Genomic DNA, 24252 nt, shown 5'->3' on the forward strand with positions numbered 1-24252 from the left:
AAAGGAGGAAAGGCAGCAAGAAATCTGTTTCCAAACCAACGCCAGAAATGGCCGATCCAGTGTTCTATACCCTCCGGTAATGTGGGGGAACTTCAGTGACTTTGGCGGTTTCAGTATCTCCAGACATGGCGAACTCCAACTTGATCTTGTTCGGGTCAACGGTCTTCGGCTTCGTCGAAAGGCCGCGTTTCACTCGCTCCCGTTCCAAGGCGGCTTCCTCGCCCTTGCGGAAGTCCTCAAGCGCCTTGTTGCGCTGCGCCTGTTCGCCGCTGTCCTTCCAGAACAGGCCCTGGCTGTCACGCGGTGGTATTTCAGCCATTGCGCACCTCCCCGGCAGCGGGCCGCGTGCAGGCTGCATAGGCCGCGATCGGCCCCGGCTCGGTAGTAGGGTGGCGGTGGCTGCAATGCGTAGCGCGTAGCGCCCGCGCTGGTCGCTGCAAATTCTCCGAGCCGCCCGAAGTGGCTTGTCTTACGCTATACGTGCTGTGCATGTTGTTCCTCTCTCAAGCCGTCCTGACCCGACGGCTTTTTTCTTGATGGACTTACGCAGCGCTTTTCAGCGGGTGTGCGGGGGCGGCAAGTTGCGCGGCTGCATTGGGTTTGCGTCGCCATGAACGTCAAACAGCTTGTTTGGCGTTCGGCGCGTAGGCGCTGGTACTGCGGAAGGACTGCGCCTCGATGAACTCGAAAATCTTGGTGCGCAGGTAGCGGATGGGCGCGGACTTGGTGTGCCCGAGCTTCACGAACTCCGGGCCTTTGCCCTTCGTGCGCCAGATTTCGAGGGTGTTGGGCTTGATGCCGAGCAGTGCGGCAGCTTCTTCGTTCGTCAGCAGGTCGGGGCTGAGCGCGGAAAGCGTGGTCATGGGTGGAGTCCTCGGACTGTCCACCGCGCGCAAACAAATGGGCAGCGCGATGGGATCGGCCACCTGTTTCCAGATGACTGATACCCGCCGCCTGCCCATGCAGCGCGTCTTCTCCAGTCCGAACCCTTTCGGGTTATCGCGTCACGCTCGAACTGGAAAGCGAGTTAGTTGGCGTTACTATAGCAGCGCTTTATGATAAGTGTTTGATATTTTTAACTGTTTAGTTTTCCGAACGGTCGTTTACCGCCACCGCCTGCTGCTCGATCCAGTCGGATATGCGCTGCGTTTCAGGTTTGAGATATTGCAGGTGCGAAGTCTCAAGGTAATGGCGCGCTGTCACACCCTTTGGCACATGGTTCGTCAGTAGCTCGACCTTGTGCAGGTCGATGCCGCAATTGGCGATGCCGATGGTCGTAAAGGTGCGGCGCAGGTCGTGCGGCGTGATCTTCGTACCCGCGGCCTCGCTGACCTTCTTCATGGTGTCGCGTGGGTCTTTGATGTGCCCAGCCTTGCCCCAGGACGAGAACACGAACGGGCTACCCTTGATGCGCTGCCGGGTCTTGAGCAGTTCCACCGCCTGCGTGGATAGCGGCAGCCATACGGGGTTGCTGTTCTTCGGGTCGGGGATGTGAATCCAGCCTTCCTCAAGGTTCACCCGGCTCCATTCCAGTGCGCAGCATTCTCCGATCCGAAGCCCGGTCAGCATGAGCAGCATCACAAGGTCGATGCTTGCCAGGGTGTCGCGGTTGTAGGCTTGATCGCGAGCATGGGTGAGGAATGACCACACCGCGCCGACTTTGCTATCTGGCACGCGGCTGGTACGCGGCTTCAGCGGCACCCACTTCTTATAGAGCACATCGACGGGGTTATCCGTCAGCACCGGCGTTCCGTCCGGCTCGCGGTATTCGCGGATGGCGTAGTTGAACAAGGCGCGCAGCACCGCGAAGGCTTGATTGGCTTGCGCCGGTGCCGGGCCGTTGCCCGTCGTGCCCTTGGTCTTGATCTCGTTGAAGCGCTTTGTGACCGCCTCGCGGTTGATGTCCTTGAGCGGCTTCTTGAGCCATGCCTCGAAGGTTGTGGTCACATGGCGCTCAATCTCGGCCTTGCTGCTGTCCTTTAACGGTCGGTCGCGCTTGTACCCGTCCGCAACATCGCGGAGGGTGACGCGCTGTGCCGCTTCCTTCTTGGCAACGGCGCGAGGGTCGATGCCCATGCGCATGCTGCGCAAGTGCTCGCGGGCAACATCACGGGCTTGATCGACGGTGAAGACCCCATGCGGGCCGATGCTGATACGGGGCGAACTGCCGTTGACGCGCCCCTGCACGATGTAGGTGATCTTGCCGGTAGGAGTGACCCGGAGGCCGAACCCCTTGAGCGAGTCGTCCCAATGGAACGCCTCCTTGTCAGCGGGCGCGGTGATCTTGTCGATGTAGTTCTTCGTCAGCTTAGGCATATAGCGCCTCGCTGACTGGTGCGGTTGTGGTGAGATTCGAACTCACGGAAGGCGTAAACCTTCGACGGTTTTCAAGTTTCCCGGTCAACCGCTTTACCCCGCTTTAAGCAGCTATTGTAAGCCTTGCGTACCTTTACAGGTCAATGGGTTGCGTTCGCTTTTTGTTTTGTGGAACTTGTCGTAACTTTACCGCAGGCGCTTACGAACTGCTTATGAGCGCCTGAAAAGATGCGGCCGGCGACTGCGCCAACAGTCCCGACCGCGTGGTCAACTCCCTTAAGTACGAAGGAAGCCAACGTGACGATAGTAACCGCTTCCGCCAAATACAAGATTGTTCCTATCCAGAAAACCACCGAAAGGTGGTTTTTGTTTGTCTGTCAGATGGATGTGGCAGCAATTTCGGGTGATTCACTGTCCTTTGGTGGGTTCCAGTTCTGGTAAGCCTCGAAATCGAATTCGGTAGCCGAGACGATGGCATCCTGTCGCAGGGAAAGGTAGATGGCGGCTTCGGTTTCGTCGTAGTGGGTGGTGAATTTGACGGTGAGGTCATCCTTGTGGCGGTAGCCGCTCATCAGCGGCATGATGGATATGTCCTGGTCCATGCCGCTGGTCTCCGATGGTTCTCCCAGGCTGATGACCTTGCCTACGTATACCTTGCGGTCGTTCATCGTCAGCATGGCATATTTATCTTTGTGCAGCGAGAGCTTGAACAGCAGGTTGTCCAGTGGGCTGTCTTCCAGCAGTTCGCCAATGACAAATACTCTGGCGTTGCGCGTGCCAAAGCGGCGCAGCAGGCTCAGGTGTCCCCAGCCTTTGATGATGAAGGCGGCACCCAGCGTCAATACGGAGAGGATGAAGAACCACGCTAGTTTGCTCGCTTCTGTGGCCGTTGCTGCCACACCGGCGGTCTGCATGGCCGTGGCGAGTTCGGGAGCGAGTGCCAGGCTGATGCGGGTGTTGCCGATGGTCAGGGAGCTGGGTAGCCAGAAGTGGGCGGTCAAGGCGGCGATCAACGCAATGGCCAGGCATTGGATGCCGAGCTGGGCACTTTTGAGATAGAGGTATTGGCCTTCGTAACGGTGCAGGTGGTAGGCGTATATCGGGTGCAGATGGCAGGCCAGAAACCCCGCCACCAAGACAGGAAAGATCAACAACAGCAGCATGGCACTGGAATGCTCCCGCTTTTATCGGGTAGCGACGATTGCCTTGGCCTGGGCGCGTGCCTTTTTGAATTCGTCGGATCGGCTGACTTCCTGCGGATCGATCTTGACGGTTCCTCTGCCCACGACCCGAACGGAATCATAGGACTGGGCAACCAGTTCCTTGAGTTTTTTGTCGCGCTGGCTGGGAGCCAGTCCCAATGATTTGAGTATGCCCATGGTGAAAACCTCCGGTCAATAAAGTCGCCGCACGAAAAACGAGGGATGGTTTTGGGCCAGTTTAGCCCAACTTCTGCCGGTTTTCAAAGGGTGTTTTTTCATGGCTGATGGCTTCCCTGGTGGAGGCTGGCGTAAAGTCCCTGGTTCGCCAGCAACTGTTGGTGGGTACCTTGCTCGACGATTTGCCCCCGATCCATGACGATGACGCGGTGCGCATGTTCGATGGTGGCAAGACGGTGCGCAATGATGATGGTGGTGCGGCCTTGCATGAGGGTTTGCAGGGCATCCTGCACCAGCCGTTCGGATTGGGTGTCCAGGGCAGAGGTGGCTTCGTCCAGAATCAGGATGGGGGCGTTCTTGTAGAGCGCGCGGGCAATCGCCAGCCGTTGCCGCTGGCCCCCCGACAGTTGCGAGGCGTTGTGGCCGACCAGGGAGTCGATGCCGTCTGGCAGGCTTTGCACCCAGTTGCCCAGGTTGGCGGCTTGCAGGCATTTGAGCACGCGCTTGCGATCCGGGGTGCTGCCCAGCGCGACGTTTTCGGCGAGGCTGACGTGCAGCATGACCACGTCCTGACTGACCATGGCAATGTGCTGGCGCAGGCTGGCGAGTTGCCAGGTCGGCAGGGCAACACCGTCGAGCAGGATTTCGCCACTGGTAGGCTCCAGGAAGCGGGGGATGAGGTTCACCAGCGTGGTCTTGCCTGCACCGGAAGGGCCGACCAGGGCGACGATTTCACCGGGCTGAATTTCCAGGTCGAGGTGCGAGAGGGCTGCGGGCGCGTCGGGCTGGAACTGGACGCTGACGTTGCGCAGTGCCAGGTGGCCTTGCACGGTGGTGGCGCGGTGCTGTCCTTCGGGTTCGGTGGGGCTGTTGTCCAGCAATGCCAGGCCCCGTTCGAGGGCGGCGAGGCCACGCGTGAGCGGGTTGGCGACATCGGTCAGACGGCGTATGGGGGCGATCAGCATCAGCATGGCACCGGCAAACGAGACGAAGCCGCCGACGGTGACGTTCGCGCCGCTGATGCCGTTGCGGCTTTGCCAGAGGGCAATGCAGATGACCGCGGACAGGGCGATGGAGGCCATGACCTGGGTCGTGGGGGTCATGGCGGCAGAGGCAATGGTGCTTTTGACGGCCAACTGGCGCAGGCGGCGGCTGAGGCCACCAAAGCGGCTGATCTGCTGCTGTTGTGCGCCATGCAGGCGAATCATGCGGTAGGCGAGCGCATTTTCCTCGACCACATAGGCGAGTTCGTCGGTGGCGTGCTGGCTGAGTTTGGTGACTTGGTAGAGTCGGCGCGAGAGGGTTTTCATGACCCAGGCCACGAATGGCACCATCAGCGCGATGATGAGGGTCAGTTGCCAGTTCTTGTAGAGCAGGTACGACAGCAGGGCCAGCAGGGTGAAGCCGTCGCGTGAGATGCTCAACAGGGCCTGCACCAGTTGGGATGCACCGTTCTGGGTTTCATAGACGATGGTGTTGGCGAGTTTGCTGGCCGAGTGGTGGCGGTACAGGCCCATGTCGCTGAGCATGATGCGCTCGAACAGGCGGGTGCGTATTTGCAGCATGCCATCGTTGGTGATGCGTGCCAGGCAGTACTGGCCGGTGAACTGGGCAATGCCGCGCACGATGAAGATGCCCACCAGCATGACCGGAATCCACACCAGACTGAGTGTGCCTGCGGTGAAGCCCTCATCCAGAATCGGCTCCAGTGCCGACATCATCAGCGGTTCGGTGGCAGCGGCCACGATGGTGGCCAGCAGGGCCAGTGCCCAGGCCCAGCGTTGCTGGCTGAAGTAGGGGGTGAGCCGGGCCAGCCGGGTCTTGAGGGGGAGTGCCGGGGTCTCTGTCGGCACTGCGGTGGAGGTGGAGTCGGGGGCAGACATAAGGGAGAGATTCTAGAGGCTATCGGCATTCCGGCATGAATTGGCACCAGAACGCAATGGCAGGCCAAGGGAAACGCTGATTCATTCCTCCCGGCCGCCGCATTTCTCTCTCGGGCGGAATGAATCAGCGTTTCCCAAGCCGGATGCACCCGAAGGTGCGGGTGAGATAAACGATAGAGGGAACGTTTTTGTTGTTTCGAGGCACTACTGCCGGGCATAATCTGAAGCAATTTTGGGTTTTATGGCACATAATTTCGCGTTTTCAGGCTCTGAAAGCAATCTGGCGCGTGCCACGCAGATGTTCGGTTGGATGTGTATGAAAAATATGAATTTGATTTCATTGGGCAATGGTTTTGTGGGCGATCTGGCAGCACGCATCAAGCGGCGCAATGTCATTGGCGGCGCATTGGCTCTGGGCGTGGTGCCTGGGCTGTCGGCACAGGCATTGCGCGTGGAGATTTCGGGCTACGAGGGGCGGCAGTATCCGGTGGCCCTGCCGGTATTCAAGGGCGAGGCGGCAGCCCCCCAGAAGATTTCCAGCATTGTCCAGGCCGATCTGGAGCGCAGCGGTATTTTTCGCATCGTCAATGCCACTGGCGTGGAGCTGGACGAACTCTCTCGCCCGGACCTGGCGATGTGGCGGCAGCGTACAGCCGAGTGGCTCAACACTGGCAGCATCCACCGCACTGCCGATGGCCGCTTCGACATCCGCTTTCGCCTGTGGGACATCGTCAAGGCAGAAGACCTCGGCGGCCAGAGTTTCGTGGTGCCCGCTGCCGACCTGCGGCTGGCGGCACACCGGATTGCCGATTTCATTTACGAGAAAGTCACTGGCCAGCCCGGTGCGTTTTCCACGCGCCTGGCGTATGTCACCAAATCGGGAGCACGCTATACCCTGTGGGTGGCCGATTCGGATGGCGAGAATCCCCAGGCGGCATTGACCAGCCCGGAGCCGATCATCTCGCCCTCGTGGTCGCCCAACGGCAGCCAGTTGGCCTATGTGTCGTTCGAGTCGCGCAAGCCCGTCGTGTATGTGCACGAAGTGGCCAATGGCCGACGCAGGCTGGTGGCCAACTTCCGTGGCTCCAACAGTGCCCCGGCATGGTCGCCCGATGGCCAGCGTCTGGCCGTTACGCTGACACGCGATGGACGCTCGCAACTCTACACCATCAGCGCGTCGGGGGGCGAGCCGACCCGCATCATGCAGAGTGCGGGCATCGATACCGAGCCGGCTTTCTCCAGCGACGGCTCCTACATCTATTTTGTCAGTGACCGTGGCGGTTCGCCCCAGGTGTACCGGGTGCTCAGCATGGGCGGCGGTGCGCAGCGCGTGACCTTCCAGGGCAACTACAACATTTCACCTGCCATCAGCCCCGATGGCACCAAGCTTGCGTACATCTCCAGGGTGTCGGGAGGATACCGGCTGCATGTCATGGATTTGACATCGGGCACGGTGACGCCACTGACCAGCACCGGTGCCGATGAAAGCCCCAGCTTCGCGCCCAACGGCCAGTTGATTGTCTATGCGACCCGTGAAGGCGGACGCAGTGCCTTGATGACCACCACACTGGATGGCAAGATCAAGGCACGCCTGTCGGGTCAGGGAGGGGAGATTCGGGAACCCGATTGGGGACCGATCCAGCGTTGATTTTCTCGTTGTCACATCATACTTTTTGCCGCAAAGCGGTTTTTTGAGGAGCTTTTCAGATGTTTAAGCCACTGTCCTATTCCATGATTGCGTTGGCCGTGCTGGTGGCCGGGTGCAGTTCCGGGGTCAAGTTGCAAGACCCCGATGCCACGGGCACGTCTGGCGCAATCCCTGGGGGAGAGGTTTCCAGCCTGGGGACGGATATTTCAGGCCCTTCCGGCTCCAGCATTTCGGGAATCGACCTGACCACGGCCAGTCAGGTTCAGGGTGAGGGGCCAGCCAATATCACCCACACGATCTATTTCGACTTCGACAGCTACAGCATCCGCCCTGACTTCCAGTCGGTGCTCCAGGCCCATGCAGATTTTCTGCGGGCCAACCGCACCCGTGTCATCATGCTCGAAGGGCATACCGATGAGCGCGGCGGTCGTGAGTACAATCTGGCCTTGGGGCAAAAACGTGCCGAAGCCGTGCGCCAGGCACTCGATCTGCTGGGCGTGCCCGCCAACAGTCTGGAGCCTGTCAGCTATGGCAAGGAAAAACCCGCTGTGACCGGCTATGACGAAAACGCCTACTCGCAGAACCGCCGGGTGGAAATCCGCTACAACCTGCCTCCCCAGCGTCAGTGACGCCGTAACCCGTCCGCAAGATTCCTGCCATGCAACGATACAATTCTCTTTCCGCTCTGAACCGTACCCGCCTTCGCGTCTTGTCAGCCATCGTCATGATGGCTTTTTCGGGTGCGTCCCACGCGCTGTTTGAAGATGGTGATGCCCGCCGCGCGATTCTGGATTTGCGTGCGCGGTCTGAGCAGTTGCAGGCAGCCGATCAGAATACGCTCAACGAGATTCAGCAACTGCGCAACAGCCTGCTGGACTTGCAGAACCAGATTGGTGCCCTGCGCACTGAAATTGCGACATTGCGTGGCGAGAAGGAAGAACTCAACCGGCTGGTGGAACAGTACCAGCAGGGAGTGGACAGCCGTCTGCGCCAGTTCGAGCCGAAGCCGGTCGAATCCGATGGCATGGCCTTTCAGGCACAGCCTGCCGAGCAGCAGGCCTACGAGTCGGCATTGAACCTGTTGCGACAGGGTGAATTCGAATCTTCCAGAGATGCGTTCACGACATTTCTGAGGCAATACCCGCAAAGTGGCTACAGCGCGTCTGCGCGTTTCTGGCTGGGCAATGCCTACTATGCCACGCGCCAGTACCAGCCAGCCATTGAGCAGTTCAATGCCTTGCTGGCCAGCAATCCGCAACACGCACGCGCCCCGGAAGCGGCACTGTCGATTGCCAACAGCCAGATCGAACTCAAAAGTGTCGATGCGGCCCGCAAGACACTGGAGAATCTGGTAACCGTATATCCCGATTCCGAAGCGGCAGTGGCCGCCAGGGAACGGCTCTCGCGTCTGCGCTGATGCGGGTGTCATTTAGCGCATGACCGTGCAATTGCCAGAGCCGGCTGCCGCAGTGCCAGCCGGTGGCTTCTCCCATTCTGCCGATGCAGTTGATTTTGAACGCCGATTTGGTGGATTGGCGCGTCTGTACGGTCGCCAGGGAGCGCAGCAGATTGCCCAGGCGCGGGTCGCAGTGGTGGGCATTGGCGGTGTAGGCTCATGGGCAGCGGAGGCTCTGGCGCGCAGCGGTGTGGCGCAACTGGTGCTGGTGGACCTGGACAATGTCGCGGAATCCAACATCAATCGGCAAATCCACGCCACCAGCCTGACCTTGGGGCAACCCAAGGTGCAGGCCATGCGCGAACGCATCGCCCTGATTCATCCATCCTGCCGGGTGCATGAGGTGGAAGACTTTGTGGATGAAGACAATGTGGGCCAGATTCTCGGGGCCTGTTCCCTGACCGCTGTGATCGATGCCTGCGATCAGGTGCGGGCCAAGGCCGCGATGGCGTACTGGTGCGGGCAGCAACGGTTGCCGTTCATCAGTGTCGGTGCGGCAGGCGGGCGAAAAAGTGCCCACCAGATGGAAATTGCCGACCTGGGAGCCGTGACCCACGATCCGCTGCTGGCGCAGTTGCGCTACCGTTTGCGCAAACATTACGGTGCGGAAAAACGCCCCCATAAACCCTTGGGCGTTCCGTGCATATTCAGCCGCGAAGCCGTGGTGCGCGCACACCAGGCCGATACGGCCGATGGTGGCAGCCAGGCGTGCGAGGTGCAGGCCGACCACAGCCTCAACTGTGCAGGCTATGGCTCCAGCGTGGCGGTGACGGCGAGTTTTGGCATGGCGGCAGCGGGCTGGATCATGCAGCAGTTGGCGCGCAAGCGTGGTTGATACAACCGATTGGCCAGGCGTATTTTTTGGGAAAGTACAGGAATTCTGTGTGCAAGCTTGTGCTATAATCTCGGTCTTTCGCAAGAAGCGAAGCTTTTTACGAAAAGTGGGGACGTTAGCTCAGTTGGTAGAGCAGCGGACTTTTAATCCGTTTGTCACAGGTTCGACCCCTGTACGTCCCACCAATTCAAAGGGTTGCAAAGGTTTTTCCTTGCAGCCCTTTTTGCTTTTCTGTTCAGAGGGTGTGTCTCCAAGGGGTATTCCGATGCAGTTACAGGGAATCAAAAGGCGGGTGGTGTATGTGGCCTTGTACGAGGCCATTGCGATTGCGGTCTCCAGTCTGGGGCTGGCGTTGGCCAGCAGCCACGATGTTCACATGGCACTGCCTGCGGCGGTGGCTGCATCGGCCATTGCGATGGCCTGGAATTATGTCTTCAACCTGTTTTTCGAGCGGTGGGAGGCACGCCAGCAGGTCAAGGGGCGCAGTCTGCGCCGACGCATCGTGCATGCCATCGGGTTTGAAGGCGGGCTGGTATTCTTTCTGGTGCCCCTGTTTGCCTGGCGGTTCGAGGTCAGCCTGTGGCATGCGTTTGTGATGGATTTCGCGCTGATGGTGTTTTTTCTGGTGTACACCTTTGTCTTCAGCTGGTGTTTCGACAAGGTGTTTGGCCTACCGGCTTCTGCCCAGCCAGTAGCCGCCTGATCGGGCAGTTTGTCATAATGGCAGGCTGGTTGTTTATTCCCACGTTGAAATATTGACCCATGTTCTCCCGTCTGCGCTCCGATGTCCGCTGCGTGCTTGAACGCGATCCTGCTGCGCGTAACACCTGGGAGGTTCTGACCTGTTACCCTGGGCTGCACGCCATCGTGTTGCATCGGCTGGCCCACTGGTTCTGGCAGCGGCAATGGCATTGGCTGGGACGCTTTACCTCCCACTGTGCCCGCTGGCTCACGGGCATCGAGATTCACCCTGGTGCGCGCATTGGCGAGCGTGTCTTCATCGACCACGGCATGGGGGTGGTGATTGGAGAGACGGCCGAGGTGGGCGATGGTTCCACCATTTATCAGGGGGTGACGCTGGGCGGTACGTCGCTGACCAAGGGCAGCAAACGCCATCCGACGATTGGCCGGGATGTGATCGTGGGAGCCGGTGCACAGGTGCTGGGCGGCTTCACGGTGGGCGATGGTGCGAAGATCGGCAGCAATTCGGTGGTCACCAAAGCGGTGCCGGCTGGAGCCACGGCGGTGGGCAATCCGGCACGCATCATCGTGCAGAAGACCGATGCACAGCGCGAGCAGGCGGCCTCGCGCAAGGGCTTCAGTGCCTATGGGGTGACGCAGGGCGATGACCCGGTGGCCCAAACGCTGCGGGGTCTGATCGACGCCGCTGCGACGCATGAGGAGCAGGTGGCCTTGCTGTGGCAGGCGTTGGAATCCTTGCGCAGTGGCCTGGCGGCCGATGTGCCACCTCCCCCGGCTGCGGCACAGACCGATGCGCCTGCCGAAGGCTCCCAGGCAGATCGGCTGCGCGATCTGATCGGCAAGTGACGGCAGCGGGCAGGGGCGCGACATGGGCATGGAACTGCTGCTGATCGCGCTGCTCAACGGCATCGGCTATGGCCTGCTGTTGTTCATGCTCAGTGCCGGGCTGACGCTCATCATGAGCATGATGGGGGTCATCAACTTCGCCCATGCCAGTTTTTACATGCTGGGAGCCTATCTGGCCTACAGCATTTCGCAGGTGCTGGGCTTCTGGCCTGCTTTGTTGCTGGCTCCGCTGGCGGTGGGGGGGCTGGGTGCATTGTTTGAACGCTATGCCTTGCGGCGGGTTCATGCCCACGGGCATGTGGCCGAATTGCTGGTGACATTTGGTCTGTCGTTTCTGGTGCTGGAGCTGGTGCAACTGGTGTGGGGCAAGTCGTCGGTTCCGTATGAGTTGCCTCCCGCCTTGCAGGGGTCGCTGTTCTCGCTGTTTGGCGTGCAATTCCCGCGTTCGCGGGCCTTCATCATGCTGGTGGCGGTGCTGATGCTGGGCGGGTTGTGGCTGGTGCTGACGCGCACCCGGCTGGGACTGGTGATTCAGGCCGCGCTCACGCACCCGGAGATGGCGCAGGCCCTGGGACACAATGTGCCGCGTGTCTTCATGCTGGTGTTTGGCGGTGGCGCGGCACTGGCGGCACTGGCCGGGGTCATCGGTGGCAATACTTACGTCACCGAGCCGGGCATGGCCTTGTCGGTGGGGTCGATCATTTTCGTGGTGGTGGTGGTGGGTGGCATGGGGTCGCTGGGCGGGGCGTTCCTGGCTTCGCTGCTCATCGGCCTGTTACAGAATCTGGCAGTGGTGCTGGATGTCTCGCTGCTCGATGGCCTGCACCTGCTGGGGGTGGCGGTGAACGAGCGCAACTGGTCGTATCCGCTGTTGCGCATCACGCTGGCGCAGATCGCTCCCATCCTTCCTTACGCGCTGCTGGTACTGGTGCTGGTATTGCGCCCGCGTGGCCTGCTGGGCCAGCGCGAGGGGTGATGGGCATGAAGCAGCCGCACCGCAATACGGCCATCGATGGCATGTCTTTCTGGAGCCGCAGCAGCGTCGCTGGGGCGATCTGGCTTGGTTTTGCGTCGGCACTGGCGGTGGCACCGTGGCTGTTCGACAGCAGTCTGGCTCTGACCATGCTCACGCAAATCGGCTACCTGGTGGTGATCTGCCTCAGTTACAACATCCTGTTGGGGCAGGGTGGCATGCTCAGTTTTGGCCATGTCGTGTATGTCGGCATGGGGGCGTTTGCCACCGTGCATGTGCTCAACCGGGTGGGAGACGGCGCATTCTGGTGGCCGGTGAGCCTGTTGCCGCTGGTTGGTGGGCTGGCGGCGGCACTCGTGGCAGCGGTGTTGGGCTTTGTGAGCGTGCGCCGGGGTGGAACCACTTTTGCCATGATTACGCTGGGTCTGGGTGAACTGGTGGCGGCAGTGGCCCTGATGTTGCCGGGCGTATTCGGCGGAGAGGGCGGCATTGCCACCGACCGCGTGGTGGGTGAGCCGGTGCTGGGCATCAGCTTCGGCCCCCCTGTCGAACTCTATTATCTGGTCGCGCTCTGGTGCCTGGTGTGTACTGCGCTGATGTTCGCCTTCACCCGCACCCCGCTGGGGCGGATGCTCAACGCCGTGCGCGACAACCCGCAGCGCGTCGCCTTCGTGGGCTATGACCCGCAACGTGTGCGCTACCGTGCGCTGGTGATTTCTGCCTTTTTTGCGGGCATTGGTGGGGCCTTGATGGCCCTGCATCTGGAGATGGTCACCGCTTCCGACAGCTTCAGTCATGAACGCTCGGCAGCCTACCTGCTGTTCACTTTTGTGGGCGGGGTGGGCGCGTTCGTTGGCCCCATCATCGGCGCAGTGCTGATGGTGCTGACCACCATTGGCCTGTCGCAGTTCACCCTCGCCTGGAAGCTCTATCTGGGACTGCTGTTCATGCTGATGGTCATGTTCGCGCCTTCCGGTGTGGTGGGCATCTTGCGCTGGCATGGACAGGTGGTGCGCCAGCGGCGCGTGGGGTCGATGGCCATGCCCTATCTCGGTCTGTGGCTGGCTGCGGCATGGGCGGTGACGGCCACTGCCGTGCTGGTGGAAATGCTTTACCACCTGCAACTGGGCAGCATCACTGGGCATGAACTGCATTTTCTCGGGCTGGTGCTGGACGTGGCATCGCCCCGCGACTGGACGCTGGCCGTGCTGGCAGCCCTGACCGGATTGGGGCTGCTGGTGGCCGCGCAACGGCGTGCGCGCCAGCGTTGGCAGCGCATTGAAAGCGGGGATGCCCATGACGCATGATGCGCCCGTGCTGCAACTGCGCGACATTCATCGCCACTTTGGCGCGACGGCCATCATCCGGGGCGTGAATCTGGCGGTGCGGGCGGGAGAGCGCGTGGCCTTGATCGGCCCCAACGGGGCGGGCAAATCCACGCTGTTCAACCTCATCAGCGGCGCGCTTGCACCTTCGGCCGGGGAGATTCGCCTGCTGGGTCGGCCCATACAGGGCATGCGCCCCGAAAAAATCCACCGGCTTGGATTGGCGCGCAGCTTTCAGGTCAGCAGCCTGTTCGAGCAGCTCAGCGTGCAGGAGAATCTGCGCTGCGCCCTGCTGTGGTCGCAGGGCTACCGCTACAGCTTCTGGCATTTTCTGGCGCGTCAGCCGCGCCTGAATACCGCAGTGGCGCAGTGGCTGGAGCGACTGGGCTTGCAGACGCAACGCCACGAGGCCGTGCGCAACCTCAGCTATGCCCAGCAACGTGCCCTGGAACTGGGCGTGACGCTGGCCGGGGGCGCATCCGTCATCCTGCTGGACGAACCCACCGCAGGCATGAGCCGGGACGAAACCCGCCACTTCGTGGCACTGATTCGCCAGATCACCGAAGGCAAGACCCTGCTGGTCGTGGAACACGACATGGACGTGGTCTTCGGTCTGGCCGACCGCATTGCCGTGCTGGTGCAAGGCCAGATCATGGCCTGCGACAGCCCGGCGGCCGTGCGCGACAACCCTGCCGTGCAACAAGCGTATCTGGGCGCATTGCCACCATTGAGAGACGAACCGAACGGGCAGGAAAACCATGCTTGAAGTGCGCGATCTCCACGCCGGATACGGCAAAAGCCATGTGCTGCATGGCGTGGATTTCTGCATTCAGCCGGGTGACATCGTCGCCTTGCTGGGCCGCAATGGCTCGGGCCGCTCCACCACCGCCAAGGCCATCATGGGGCTGATCGCGTGCCAAGGGATGGTGCGCTGGTCGGCAGCAGCGGGCATGGTTGATCTGGTCGGGCGCAAGCCTTTTGAAATCGCCCGCCTTGGCATTGGCTATGTGCCCGAGAACCGCGATATTTTTCCGCGCCTGACGGTATTGCAAAACCTGTTGCTGGGGCAGAAATCGGGCGGCCAACGCTCTGCGTCTGCGGCCGGGTGGATGTTGGACGATGCGTGGAGTCTTTTCCCGGTACTGCGTGAACGCGCGGCGGTGCAGGCCGGGCGTTTGTCGGGTGGCGAGCAGCAGATGCTGGCCTTGTGCCGCACCATGATGGGAAACCCGCAACTGGTGCTGATCGATGAGCCATCCGAAGGACTGGCCCCGCAGATGGTGCAACAGGTTGCCCGGTTCATGCTGGCCCTGCGCGAGCGCGGAGTGGCCGTACTATTGATGGAGCAGAAACTGCAATTCGCGCTGGAAATTGCCAACCGCTGCCTGCTCATGGGACATGGTCGCATCGTCTTTGATGGCACTCCAGCACAGTTGCTGGCCGATGCCACGCTCAGCCGCCAGTGGCTGGAGGTGGCGGGGTGAAAGTGGATGTGGTGGAAGGGGCTCAGGCAGAAGCAGTGGTCACCCGGCGGGCACCATTGAAGCGTTGCTTCCAGTAGCTGATTTCCATGTTCTCAATGCGGATCACTGCGCCCGCGCGCGGTGCATGGATGAAGCGGCCATTGCCCAGGTAAATGCCCACATGGCTGTAGCGGCGTTTCATGGTATTGAAAAACACCAGATCGCCGGGGGCCAGTTCGTGCTTTTCGATCTTCTCGGTGGCATGGGCCTGTTCGGCGGCGGTGCGCGGCAGTTTCAGGCCCAGTGAACGCTGGTAGAGCGACAGCACAAAGCCGCTGCAATCAAAACCCTTGTCCAGGCTCTGCCCACCATAGACATAAGGCTTGCCCAGATAACCCAGTGCCGTGACCACCACATGCGACATTGGCTCTGTACCATGCCGTGCCCGTGGAGCCTGAAGCTGTGCCCGACCGGCTGTGGTGGGGGTGCTGCTGCCCGGCAGGGACTGAAGGGATGTGGCAGCTTTCAACTGTTTCTGCGCAAAAGCCCCCAGCGGATCGTCGGCGAGGGGGGAGGCATGGCTGGCGTGAGAGGACAGTCCCAGAAGCAGGGCTGCAAGGCATGAAGAAATGGCTGGTTTTTTCATGGGGCAGAATATTAGCACATGATGATAAATTGAAAATCAGAAAAAACATTCAATTATTTGATTTGATTGAATGTTTTTGTTGATTTTCGGTGAGAAAGACCGCGCTCGCCATGGGCGGACAGAGCGTGAATGCGGGAACAGGGCACTGCGTGTACGGCTTTTGTCGCTGGTGTGAGCGATTCCCGCTAGCATACACGCTGTTTTCATCATTTTTACGGTTTTTTATCTCCAATTGGAAGAAGGATGTTTGCCGATGTTGCTTGAAGCCGATCAATCCCAACTGGTCTTGGTGGATTACCAGGAGAAGCTCATGCCTGCCATCCATGAACATGGGCAGGTGCTGGACAATGCCGTGACGCTGGGCAAGCTGGCGCAGGTGTTCCAGGTTCCTTGCTGGGGCACGGAGCAGAACCCCGAAAAACTCGGTGTCAATGCCGATGTCATCCGCGCACTGTGTCAGCAGACTGTGGCCAAGATGTGTTTCGGTGCAGGCTACGATGGCTTGCTGGAAGTGTTGCGTCCGCCCGTTCGCCAGCCATCGGGCAATGCCCGCAGCCTGCCCAAGCATTTGCAGAGGCCGCGCGAGGAGCAGGGCGAAACCCGCGACCAGATCGTGATTGCCGGTTGTGAGGCGCATGTATGCCTGTTGCAGACTGCACTGGAACTGCTGCAAGAGGATTTCGTGGTCTGGGTGGTGACGGATGCGTGCAGCTCGCGTACCGAGCGCAACCGCGATGCGGCCTTTGACCGGCTGGCCTCTGCGGGAGCGGAACTGGTCACGACTGAAATGGTGGCTTTTGAGTGGTGCCGCTCGGCGGAAAACCCCCGGTTCCGCGAAATGCTGGAACTCATCAAGTAATTCGGATGGTTCAGGTCATCGTCGGTGGTGTGGCCTGTGCCTCTGTGGCATCCTCGCCTGCACCCACTTGCACGGCGTGCAGCAGCACTGATGCCGGAATGCTTTTGCTGGGGCGGATGCCCAGTTCCTTGAGCATTTCGGCCTGTCGGATGACGTTGCCGCGCTGCTGGCTGAGTTTGGCCAGCGCGCTGTCGTAGGAGCTTTGGGCCATGCGCAATTGCTGGCCGACCTTTTCCATCTCGGTGACGAAGGCGGCCAGCTTGTCGTAGAGTTCCGCACCACGCTTGGCGATCTCCTGTGCGTTGCGTGTCTGTGCCTCCTGTCGCCACAGGTGGGCGATGGTGCGCAGCACGAACAGCAGCGTGGAGGGGGTGGCCAGCAGCACATTGCGCTCCCAGGCTTCCTGGCTCAGGCGTTCGTCTTCGTGGATGGCCAGCATGAAGGCCGGTTCGATCGGTACGAACATCACGACGAAATCCAGCGATTGCAGGCGGTGCAGCTTCTGGTAATTGCGTTCGGACAACTCGCGGATATGCCTGCGCACGGATTCGATATGCTGGCGCAGTGCGGCCTTGCGCTCGGATGTGGTGCCATTGTCCTCGCTGGTCTGTGCCAGATTGACGTAGCGTTCATAGGCGGTCAGCGAGATTTTGGCATCCAGCACCAGATGGCGTTCCTGTGGCAGGTGGACGATCAGATCGGGCTGTGAGCGTCTGCCATCTTCCAGCGTGAACGAGGGTTGCAATTCGTAGTCGCTGCCCTTGCGCAGCCCGGCCTGCTCCAGCACGCGCTCCAGCAGCATTTCGCCCCAGTTACCCTGGGTCTTGGTGGTGCCTTTCAGGGCTTGTGTGAGGTTGTGGGCTTCGTCGCTGAGGCGGCGGTTCAGTCCCATCAGGTCGTGTACCTGTTGCGACAGGGCGGCGCGTTGCTTGCCTTCCGCGTCGTAAAACTGTTCCACGCGCCCCTGAAACTCGTGCAGGCGATGGCGCAGCGGATCCAGTAATTGCCCCAGATGCTGCTGGTTCTGTTCGGTGAATCGCTGGGTTTTTTCTTCCAGGATGCCCTGTGCCAGTTGCTGAAACTGGGCCTGAAGGCGTTCACCAGCCTGTTCCAGGAATTGCAGTTTTTCCGCAGCATTCTGCTGGCCGAGTTCGTGCTCGGTTTCCAGCGCGGCCAGGCGGCTTTGCAGCTCGGCAATCTCGCGCTGGGCAGTATGGAAATCCTGCTGGCTGGACAGCAACTGGGCTTCCAGCACCGGCACGCGCTGGCCACGTTCCTGCCACTGGGCGCGTTCTTCGCGCAGGGTTTGTGTGGTGTCTCGTGCCTGGGTGAGTTGCGCTTGCAGGGCATCTGTCGTCTGTTGCTGCTGGTCGAGCCGGGCCTGCCATTGCAACTGCTGTTGGGCGTTGCGCTGGGCTTCCTGCCGCTGTGCCAGCCATCGCCCCAGCCCCGCTCCTGCCAGTGCGGCGAGCAGTACCAGAATCAGGGTGAGCGGCAGGGCAGTCCAATCGGAAGCAATCATGGGGTGAGGCAGTGGGTGGGGGAAATACAATGGATATTAACCGCTCAACGCCCTAGAGCACGCAGCAGGTTTTCTCTTTCCGATTGGCCATTTCTGTTCCAGAAGGTTTTCGTCACCGCATGGCACGACTTCCCCGTTTGATCGTCCCCGGCCTGCCGCACCATGTGGCATTGCGGGGCAACAATTCGCAGACCATTTTTGCCGATACGCAGGACTATGAGGCGTTCCTGCAAATGCTGCCCACGGTGCTGGGCCAGCACACTGTCGCACTGCACAGCTATGTGCTGCTGTCCAATGCCTTGTATCTGTTGCTCACCCCTCCGGATACGGTTGCGCTGGGCAAGCTGATGCAGGGCCTGGGGCGCAGCTATGTACGCTACTTCAACCAACGCTATGCGCGCACCGGCACGCTTTGGGAAGGCCGGTTCCGTTCCACGGTGGTGCAGCCTTCGCCCTATGTGCTGGGGGTGATGACTTTTCAGGATATTCTGCCGGTGCGCCAGGGGCTGGCTGCCAGTGCCGTCGATTATGCCTGGTCCAGCCATCGGCACTATGTCGGGCAGGAGAGCCGCCGGTTCCTGACCGCCCATCCGCTGTTCTGGCAGTTGGCCGATACCCCGTTCGGGCGCGAGGCGGCCTACAAGGCGGTGGTGGATGCCGGCATTGGATCGACCATGACCGAACAGATCCAACAGAGTGTCATGGGTGGCTGGGTGCTGGGCAGTGACAGTTTCGTGCAGGAACTGGGCCTGAAAACCAGCCGCCGTCTGGAGAAGCGCAAGGCCGGGCGGCCGCGCAAGACGCAGCTTGTGTCTTCATGATGGGGCCGTTGTCGGTGCCGGTGCTTCCATATGCCCCGACACAGTGAACGTGTACGGCATGCTTTATGAATTTTTAACCGAATTACGCTTACAATAAATTTCCCAAAATGTGTCTGCTGATGTTTTTTGTAAGAAACATGTATTTTTCCTACAGATTCAGCGTGTTCGTCTGTTTAAAAAAGGGGCTGTAAAGTGGAGACTCATTTCACCGGGCGTTTGGGGGTGGCGTGGCTCAGGCCCGAAGACCGCATTTTGATCAAGACCATGTTGCAGCTGCATTCCTTGCGCCATGGAATCAGTTTTGCCAAACCCCGCTGGAATCTGGTCACAGAAGCCCCCTATGATGCCATTGTGGGTGATGTTCTGTTGCTGCCTGCGGACTCCGATGTGGGCCGCACGCTGTCCTGTCCTGTCTTGCGTATCGTGCCGTATGGCACCGATGCCGAGGATGCCGACAGCATTGCCCGTCCGCTTACTGCCGACACACTGTATGTCTGGGTGACCCGTGTCTGGGAAGCCTGCGCGGTGGCGCGTGGTATTGCACCCTCCGGTTCATTGCCTGAAAAAATAGCCACCGGCTCGCCTCCCGTGGCTGCGTCGCCGAAGGCAGGTGCCAGCCCCAGTGCAGTTGCGGCCACTCAGGAAAAGGTTCGCATCGATCCTCCACTGGATCGTGTCGGTTCCGAACCGAAGGCTGCTTCACCTGTTGCCGCCACGGTGCCTACCCCTCCAGTCCCTGCCACTGCCGCCAGGGCACAGGACGAGCAGCCGCAACAATCGGAGCAGAATGCTTATTACAAGCTGAAGCGATGGCCGCCTACCCATCTGCTGCAAAACGACGCGCTCAATATCCGCATGGCTTCCCTTTTGTCGCGTCATCCGTTGCAGGTTCGCGATCTGGAGTGGCTGACGGGCGTGGATCTGGAGCGTTGCCAGCGTTTTGTGGATGCTTTGCTGGAAGCGGGCTTGCTGGTACTGCACCAGAATGCGGTAGAAACGCCGGTCGATTCCAAGGTGGCAGCATCCCGGGTGTCTGCGTTGGGCGTGGGTGCCATCATGCCCAGTTTCTCGCGCACTTCCAGGCATTCTGTGGCCAAGGAGGCTTCTGCCTTTCTGCAAAAGAGTTTGCAGCAACGCGGCATGGCTCCTGCTGCGGGGGCGGTTGCAGCCCCCTTGGTCTCGCCGTCACAGGGGCAAACCGATGTGCTGCCCAATGCAGCAACCAGTTCTGCCACAGCCCACGTTCCGGACATCCCTGGAGGCACGGATCACAATCCAGCACCGGCTGCATCTTCGCAAGGCTTCTTCAGGCGTGGCCTGATCGGCAGTATTCGCAAAAAGCTCGGCATCTGACCCTCTTCCTTGCCAAAGGCCTGATACTTTCATGACTGAATACAAGATATTGTTTACCGGCACGATGGGTGCCGGGAAGACCACTGCCATTTCCAGTGTCAGTGATACCCCGACGGTGGTGACCGATGTGGCGAATAACGACTCTTCGGTGGCCAAGGAACGCACCACCGTGGGGCTGGACTTTGGACTGCTGACCCTGGATTCGGGCGATCGCATTCGTCTCTTTGGTACGCCAGGGCAGGAGCGTTTCAGCTTTCTCTGGGACATCCTGGCCAAGAATGCCCTTGGAATCATCATCCTGACCGACAATTCACGCCCGGATCCTGTGCAGGATATGCTGGTCTATGTGGATGGTTTTGCCGAGCAGTTGAGTCGGCTGCCCTGTGCGGTGGGCGTGGGGCGCACGGAATCTCATTCATCCCCCAATCTTGACGATTACAGCGAGGCCCTGAGCCAGCGTGGTTTCGTCTTCCCCGTATTGCCCGTCGATGTGCGGCGGCGTGAGGATGTGGTGTTATTGATCGACACCCTCCTGTCACAACTGGAAACTTTCATATTAATGGAGAATCGATAAATGGCGGTATTAAGTCAATTGCCTGAGGCAGTCAGAGTGCTGGCACAGGTAGAGGCCGACAAGTTGCTTGCAGACATCTTCAGCCTGCAAGCCGTTGTCATTGCGTCCGAGGACGGATTTGATGTGGCATCGGCTGCCAGGGATGGCATTGACCCTTCTCGCATTGCGGCCATGGCCAGTTCGATTGCTGCCATCAGTTCCGTTGTGTCACAGGAAGCTCACCTGGGCCGCAGCCGCAGCGTGACCATTGACACGGATGCCGGTTTTGCCGTGGTATTCACCGTGCGCCGTTCGGATGTTCAATTGGTCATCAATATTGTGGCTGGGCCTGATGTGCTGATTGGCGAAGTCATGTACCGTGCCGGTCAGTTGGCGCGTCTGCTGGCACAGTCATGACCATCGGGGTGCGTTTGCGGGAGGAAGTGGAGCGCATGGCGCAGACGCCCCAGTTCTCGGGCTGCGCATTGGTGGAGGTCGATACCGGCATGGTCTGGCACAGTGCCGGCAGATTGCAGGGGCTGGATCAATTGGGAGAGGCGGTCAGTGACTACTGGCGGTTGAACCGTCGGCTGGCTGGGGCTTTCACCGAGCTTGGTGACTTGCGAATCAGTGTGTTCCTGCACACGAAGGGCCGTGTCACGTCCATGCCATGTGGTAGCGGAATGATTATTGTGGCACTCTCTGAACATCAGGCTCCAATTGACTGGGGTTTGTGGCGCACACATACCCGTTTGATTGAATCCTTGGTTCAGCAGCTTTGATTCTGGCCCTGCTGTCAGGGCACTTCCACGTTTTTCTCCATCTGTTTGGTTTTTTCAGCGTATGCCTTATGGCGTACACTCAAGGCTCACAGGCCTTCCCACTGGGCAAAGCATTCAACATTGTGTTTTGCCTGCTTTTTTGATCTTGGTTCTACAGAAAGGAAATGTAAAAATGGCGACAATTAAGCAAACCCTGGATGAAATCCTGACACTGGACGGTGCCATGTGTGCTGCCATCGTGGACTCCACCAGTGGCATGATGCTCGGCTCTGCCGGTTCTGGCGTGGATATGGAAGTGGCCGCAGCCGGCAATACCGAAGTCATGCGTGCCAAGAACAAAACCATGCGCGCATTGGGTTTGAATGATCTGGTCGAAGACATTCTGATCACTCTGGGCAAGCAATACCACATCATCCGTCCTGCTTCCCGCAAGGAAGGCGTGTTCATTTATGTGGTGCTGGACAAGCAACGTTCCAACCTGGCCATGGCTCGTCGCAAGGTGCAGGATGTGGACAAGGAACTGGCCTTCTGATCTGGCAATCCAGGTATTGAAGACCGGCGTATCCGGGAAGGCGTCAGCCATAGGCGGTGGTATCCCGTTGTCGCGTGATTGTTCGGACCGCTTGTTCTGCTGGTGTGCACAGCGCATCCAGGGAGCAGGCGGTCTTTGTTTTTTGGCATGGGATGAATGCAGGCACATCATGCAATGATCTTGCGCTGGTACCAGTCTTGCAGGGCCGTATCGGGAATGCCCAGTGAGTGCAGGATTTCCTGGGTATGTTCGCCCAGGGCAGGGGGATTGTGTCGTGTGTGCAGGCGTTGATGGTTCAGGCGCAGGGGCAGCAATGCGGCGTGTACCGGCTTGCCTGCATGAATGCCATCCACCAGATGCACGGTGTCCAGCCCGTGCGTGGCCGTCAGGTGGGGGTCATCCAGCAATTGTTCGGGCCGGGTGATGCGTGCGTAGGGCAGGCCGTGCTGCTCGAACAGTGAAGTGATTTCTGTCATGGAGCGGTGCGCCAGGCGTTGTCGCAACTCGGCCAGCAGCCAGGCATCGCGGGCGCGTACCCGGTCGTTATTGCTGGCCAGAGATGCGTTGGCCAGAAGGTCCGGCCAGTCCAGAATCCGGCACAGGGTTTGCCAGTGGCTATCGCTGACGGCTGCCAGAAAAACCTGCTGCCCCTCCTGCACGGTGAAAATATCGTAAATGCCCCAGGGTGATATGCGCTCGGGCATTGGTGAGGCGGCTTGTCCGGTCACTTCGTATTGCAGAATGTGCTGGCCGACCAGGAATACATTGTTCTCGAACAGGGCGGCATCGACCTCCTGGCCTTTGCCAGTGCGAGTGCGTTCCAGCAAGGCGGCGAGGATGCCAATGGCACCGAACATGCCACCCATGATGTCGTTCACGCTGGAGCCAGCGCGCAGCGGATCGCCGGAACGTCCGGTCATATAGGCCAGTCCACCCATCATCTGCACCACTTCGTCCAGTGCCGTGCGATGTTCGTAGGGGCCAGGCAGGAAACCACTGTGATTGGCGTAGATCAAGCCTGGGTTGTGCTGGCGCAGGCGGGCGTAGTCCAGCCCCAGTTTGTCCAGCACGCCGGGCTTGAAGTTGTGCAGAACCACATCGGCACTGGCACCAAGCTGCAAAGCGATCTCTACCCCTTCCACGCTCTTCAGGTTCAGCCCCAGGCTCTTCTTGTTGCGATTGAACATCGGGAAGAAGCCTGCGCCCGCTCCCAGCAGCGTGCGGGTCTTGTCGCCCCCGATGGGTTCGACCTTGATGACTTCTGCGCCCAGATCACCCAGAACCATGCCGCAAGTGGGCCCCATGACCATGTGGGTGAATTCAACGACACGAATGCCTGCCAGCGGCAGAGGGGAGGCCGCCGCTGCATGGGTAGTGGAGGAGTTGCTTTGCATGTTGTGGGGGCTGGAGCAGGAAAAAGGCAGCCTAAGCTGCCTTGCTGGGAGCGTGATGGTGGCCGGGAACGGGTACAGGAGCATCCCGCTTCCGGCTTCCAATGTCAATTCATCAACGCAGCACCAGTACCGGAATATTGGCGTTGGTCAGAACGTGTTGGGTTTCACTGCCCAGCAGCAAACGGGCAATGCCCTTGCGGCCGTGCGAAGCCATCACGATCAGATCGGCACCCTGTTCCTTGGCGGTTTCCAGGATGGCATCGGAAATATTGTCATTGTTCACAATGACAGGAGTGACGAGAACGCCCAGCTTGGCACCATCTTCCTGGATGCTGTGCACATATTGCTGGGACTCGGCACGCCACTTGGCCTCGATTTCCTTGGCTTGCTCGGCGTTGATGGGCATACTGCCTTCCAGGTAGGTGACAGGGTAGGCGGGTGTGACGGTCAGCGCGATCAGGGATGCGCCAGTGGACTTGGCCAGTTGCAGCGCATGCGAGGCTGCTTTCTGGGAAAGTTCGGAGCCGTCGGTCGATACGAGGATTCGTTGGTACATAGGGTATCTCCTTGTGTAGCAGGTGATGAACAATCGGGAATGTCTGAAGTGGTCTTTGCCATTGTCGCTGTTGCCTCCCATTCTGGGGGAGTGGCCCACATGCGACTTTGATTTCCATCAGGGGTGTTTCTATTGTACGGATAGTGCCGCCTTCTGGTGCAACCGAATGCAGACGGGGCATTTTCTGAAATTTTTGCCATTTCCCCAAGTGGGCTGAAAAATAGCATATAATTTACAGCTTGTCGGAGCGTAGCGCAGCCTGGTAGCGCATCTGCTTTGGGAGCAGAGGGTCGCGAGTTCGAATCCCGCCGCTCCGACCACCATACCATCAACGGGTTGCAGTATTTACTGCAACCCGTTTTTATTTGGGTCCATGACTTGAACTGTTTAGCACAGTAGGCCAATCCC

27 protein-coding genes and 2 tRNA genes are annotated in these 24252 nt (G+C 59.8%); 19 read left to right on the forward strand and 10 right to left on the reverse strand.

Annotation, left to right across the window (positions count from 1 at the left end; all coding sequences use genetic code 11):
- Nucleotides 1–64: 64 nt before the first annotated feature.
- From BUE21_RS09835 to msbA, 6 genes are all read right to left on the reverse strand, one after another.
- Nucleotides 65–319 (reverse strand): hypothetical protein, encoded by a 255-nt coding sequence (locus tag BUE21_RS09835; protein ID WP_073356514.1) that lies wholly within the window; start codon nt 317–319, stop codon nt 65–67.
- 298 nt (nt 320–617) lie between these two features.
- Nucleotides 618–863, reverse strand: coding sequence for a helix-turn-helix domain-containing protein (locus BUE21_RS09840; RefSeq protein ID WP_073356515.1), 246 nt, complete (start codon nt 861–863; stop codon nt 618–620).
- Nucleotides 864–1083: 220 nt separating this feature from the next.
- A complete protein-coding gene (locus BUE21_RS09845) occupies nt 1084–2316 on the reverse strand; it encodes a tyrosine-type recombinase/integrase (protein ID WP_073356516.1) in 1233 nt (410 codons plus the stop codon).
- A 377-nt stretch (nt 2317–2693) separates the two neighbouring features.
- Complete coding sequence (locus BUE21_RS09850; RefSeq protein ID WP_073356517.1) at nt 2694–3479, reverse strand: hypothetical protein; 786 nt, start codon at nt 3477–3479, stop codon at nt 2694–2696.
- A gap of 21 nt (nt 3480–3500) precedes the next feature.
- Nucleotides 3501–3695, reverse strand: a complete 195-nt coding sequence (locus tag BUE21_RS09855; RefSeq protein ID WP_073356518.1) for a hypothetical protein — start codon at nt 3693–3695, stop codon at nt 3501–3503.
- 98 nt (nt 3696–3793) lie between these two features.
- Entirely contained in the window at nt 3794–5578 is a 1785-nt protein-coding gene (gene msbA, locus BUE21_RS09860; protein ID WP_073356519.1) for a lipid A export permease/ATP-binding protein MsbA, read from the reverse strand.
- A 325-nt stretch (nt 5579–5903) separates the two neighbouring features.
- Here msbA and tolB point away from each other — a divergent pair, with 325 nt between their 5' ends.
- The 11 genes from tolB to BUE21_RS09915 all read left to right on the forward strand — a co-directional run bounded on the left by tolB (nt 5904) and on the right by BUE21_RS09915 (nt 14847).
- Nucleotides 5904–7226, forward strand: coding sequence for a Tol-Pal system beta propeller repeat protein TolB (gene tolB / locus BUE21_RS09865; protein WP_073356554.1), 1323 nt, complete (start codon nt 5904–5906; stop codon nt 7224–7226).
- A 59-nt stretch (nt 7227–7285) separates the two neighbouring features.
- Nucleotides 7286–7855 (forward strand): peptidoglycan-associated lipoprotein Pal, encoded by a 570-nt coding sequence (pal, locus tag BUE21_RS09870; protein ID WP_073356520.1) that lies wholly within the window; start codon nt 7286–7288, stop codon nt 7853–7855.
- A gap of 29 nt (nt 7856–7884) precedes the next feature.
- Nucleotides 7885–8643 carry a tol-pal system protein YbgF gene (gene ybgF, locus BUE21_RS09875; RefSeq protein WP_073356521.1) on the forward strand — a complete coding sequence of 253 codons (759 nt, stop codon included), beginning with the start codon at nt 7885–7887 and terminating at the stop codon, nt 8641–8643.
- A 19-nt stretch (nt 8644–8662) separates the two neighbouring features.
- Nucleotides 8663–9517, forward strand: coding sequence for a tRNA threonylcarbamoyladenosine dehydratase (locus BUE21_RS09880; protein ID WP_084523145.1), 855 nt, complete (start codon nt 8663–8665; stop codon nt 9515–9517).
- 109 nt (nt 9518–9626) lie between these two features.
- Nucleotides 9627–9702, forward strand: a tRNA-Lys gene (locus BUE21_RS09885).
- An 80-nt stretch (nt 9703–9782) separates the two neighbouring features.
- Nucleotides 9783–10220: a PACE efflux transporter gene (locus BUE21_RS09890; protein WP_073356522.1), complete on the forward strand. Its 438-nt coding sequence runs from the start codon at nt 9783–9785 to the stop codon at nt 10218–10220.
- 59 nt (nt 10221–10279) lie between these two features.
- Nucleotides 10280–11065 carry a serine O-acetyltransferase gene (gene cysE, locus BUE21_RS09895; protein WP_073356523.1) on the forward strand — a complete coding sequence of 262 codons (786 nt, stop codon included), beginning with the start codon at nt 10280–10282 and terminating at the stop codon, nt 11063–11065.
- A 22-nt stretch (nt 11066–11087) separates the two neighbouring features.
- A complete protein-coding gene (locus BUE21_RS09900) occupies nt 11088–12041 on the forward strand; it encodes a branched-chain amino acid ABC transporter permease (RefSeq protein ID WP_073356524.1) in 954 nt (317 codons plus the stop codon).
- Between the two features lie 5 nt (nt 12042–12046).
- The gene (locus BUE21_RS09905) at nt 12047–13345 is read left to right on the forward strand and encodes a branched-chain amino acid ABC transporter permease (protein WP_234971114.1); all 1299 of its coding nucleotides are present in this window, start codon (nt 12047–12049) and stop codon (nt 13343–13345) included.
- On the forward strand, nt 13329–14129 hold the full coding sequence (locus tag BUE21_RS09910) for an ABC transporter ATP-binding protein (protein WP_143164492.1): 801 nt from the start codon (nt 13329–13331) through the stop codon (nt 14127–14129). Before BUE21_RS09905 ends, BUE21_RS09910 begins: the two co-directional genes overlap by 17 nt.
- A complete protein-coding gene (locus BUE21_RS09915; RefSeq protein ID WP_073356526.1) occupies nt 14122–14847 on the forward strand; it encodes an ABC transporter ATP-binding protein in 726 nt (241 codons plus the stop codon). The genes BUE21_RS09910 and BUE21_RS09915 overlap by 8 nt, the downstream gene beginning before the upstream one ends.
- Nucleotides 14848–14869: 22 nt before the next feature.
- On the opposite strand, the gene BUE21_RS09920 is transcribed toward BUE21_RS09915, so the two are convergent.
- Nucleotides 14870–15472: a C40 family peptidase gene (locus BUE21_RS09920; protein WP_073356527.1), complete on the reverse strand. Its 603-nt coding sequence runs from the start codon at nt 15470–15472 to the stop codon at nt 14870–14872.
- A gap of 253 nt (nt 15473–15725) precedes the next feature.
- On the opposite strand from BUE21_RS09920, the gene BUE21_RS09925 reads away from it, so the two are divergent.
- On the forward strand, nt 15726–16331 hold the full coding sequence (locus tag BUE21_RS09925; RefSeq protein WP_073356528.1) for an isochorismatase family protein: 606 nt from the start codon (nt 15726–15728) through the stop codon (nt 16329–16331).
- A 10-nt stretch (nt 16332–16341) separates the two neighbouring features.
- On the opposite strand, the gene rmuC is transcribed toward BUE21_RS09925, so the two are convergent.
- Complete coding sequence (gene rmuC / locus BUE21_RS09930; protein WP_073356529.1) at nt 16342–17853, reverse strand: DNA recombination protein RmuC; 1512 nt, start codon at nt 17851–17853, stop codon at nt 16342–16344.
- A gap of 119 nt (nt 17854–17972) precedes the next feature.
- On the opposite strand from rmuC, the gene BUE21_RS09935 reads away from it, so the two are divergent.
- The 6 genes from BUE21_RS09935 (at nt 17973) to BUE21_RS09960 (ending at nt 21894) form a co-directional block, all read left to right on the forward strand.
- On the forward strand, nt 17973–18674 hold the full coding sequence (locus BUE21_RS09935; RefSeq protein ID WP_073356530.1) for a transposase: 702 nt from the start codon (nt 17973–17975) through the stop codon (nt 18672–18674).
- Between the two features lie 264 nt (nt 18675–18938).
- Entirely contained in the window at nt 18939–20027 is a 1089-nt protein-coding gene (locus tag BUE21_RS09940; RefSeq protein ID WP_143164493.1) for a hypothetical protein, read from the forward strand.
- Between the two features lie 31 nt (nt 20028–20058).
- Entirely contained in the window at nt 20059–20601 is a 543-nt protein-coding gene (locus tag BUE21_RS09945; protein ID WP_073356532.1) for a GTP-binding protein, read from the forward strand.
- Nucleotides 20602–20997: a roadblock/LC7 domain-containing protein gene (locus BUE21_RS09950; protein ID WP_073356533.1), complete on the forward strand. Its 396-nt coding sequence runs from the start codon at nt 20602–20604 to the stop codon at nt 20995–20997.
- Nucleotides 20994–21362 carry a roadblock/LC7 domain-containing protein gene (locus BUE21_RS09955; RefSeq protein ID WP_073356534.1) on the forward strand — a complete coding sequence of 123 codons (369 nt, stop codon included), beginning with the start codon at nt 20994–20996 and terminating at the stop codon, nt 21360–21362. The genes BUE21_RS09950 and BUE21_RS09955 overlap by 4 nt, the downstream gene beginning before the upstream one ends.
- Nucleotides 21363–21534: 172 nt before the next feature.
- Nucleotides 21535–21894, forward strand: a complete 360-nt coding sequence (locus BUE21_RS09960) for a hypothetical protein (RefSeq protein ID WP_073356535.1) — start codon at nt 21535–21537, stop codon at nt 21892–21894.
- A 167-nt stretch (nt 21895–22061) separates the two neighbouring features.
- On the opposite strand, the gene BUE21_RS09965 is transcribed toward BUE21_RS09960, so the two are convergent.
- Together BUE21_RS09965 and BUE21_RS09970 are read right to left on the reverse strand one after the other, a co-directional pair.
- Nucleotides 22062–23288, reverse strand: coding sequence for a CaiB/BaiF CoA transferase family protein (locus BUE21_RS09965; protein ID WP_073356536.1), 1227 nt, complete (start codon nt 23286–23288; stop codon nt 22062–22064).
- A 112-nt stretch (nt 23289–23400) separates the two neighbouring features.
- Nucleotides 23401–23844 (reverse strand): universal stress protein, encoded by a 444-nt coding sequence (locus tag BUE21_RS09970; RefSeq protein WP_073356537.1) that lies wholly within the window; start codon nt 23842–23844, stop codon nt 23401–23403.
- A gap of 243 nt (nt 23845–24087) precedes the next feature.
- Here BUE21_RS09970 and BUE21_RS09975 point away from each other — a divergent pair.
- Nucleotides 24088–24164, forward strand: a tRNA-Pro gene (locus BUE21_RS09975).
- Nucleotides 24165–24252 lie beyond the last annotated feature (88 nt).

The sequence above is a fragment of the Lampropedia hyalina DSM 16112 genome (assembly GCF_900129055.1).
In the GTDB taxonomy this organism is placed as follows: Bacteria; Pseudomonadota; Gammaproteobacteria; order Burkholderiales; family Burkholderiaceae_C; genus Lampropedia; species Lampropedia hyalina.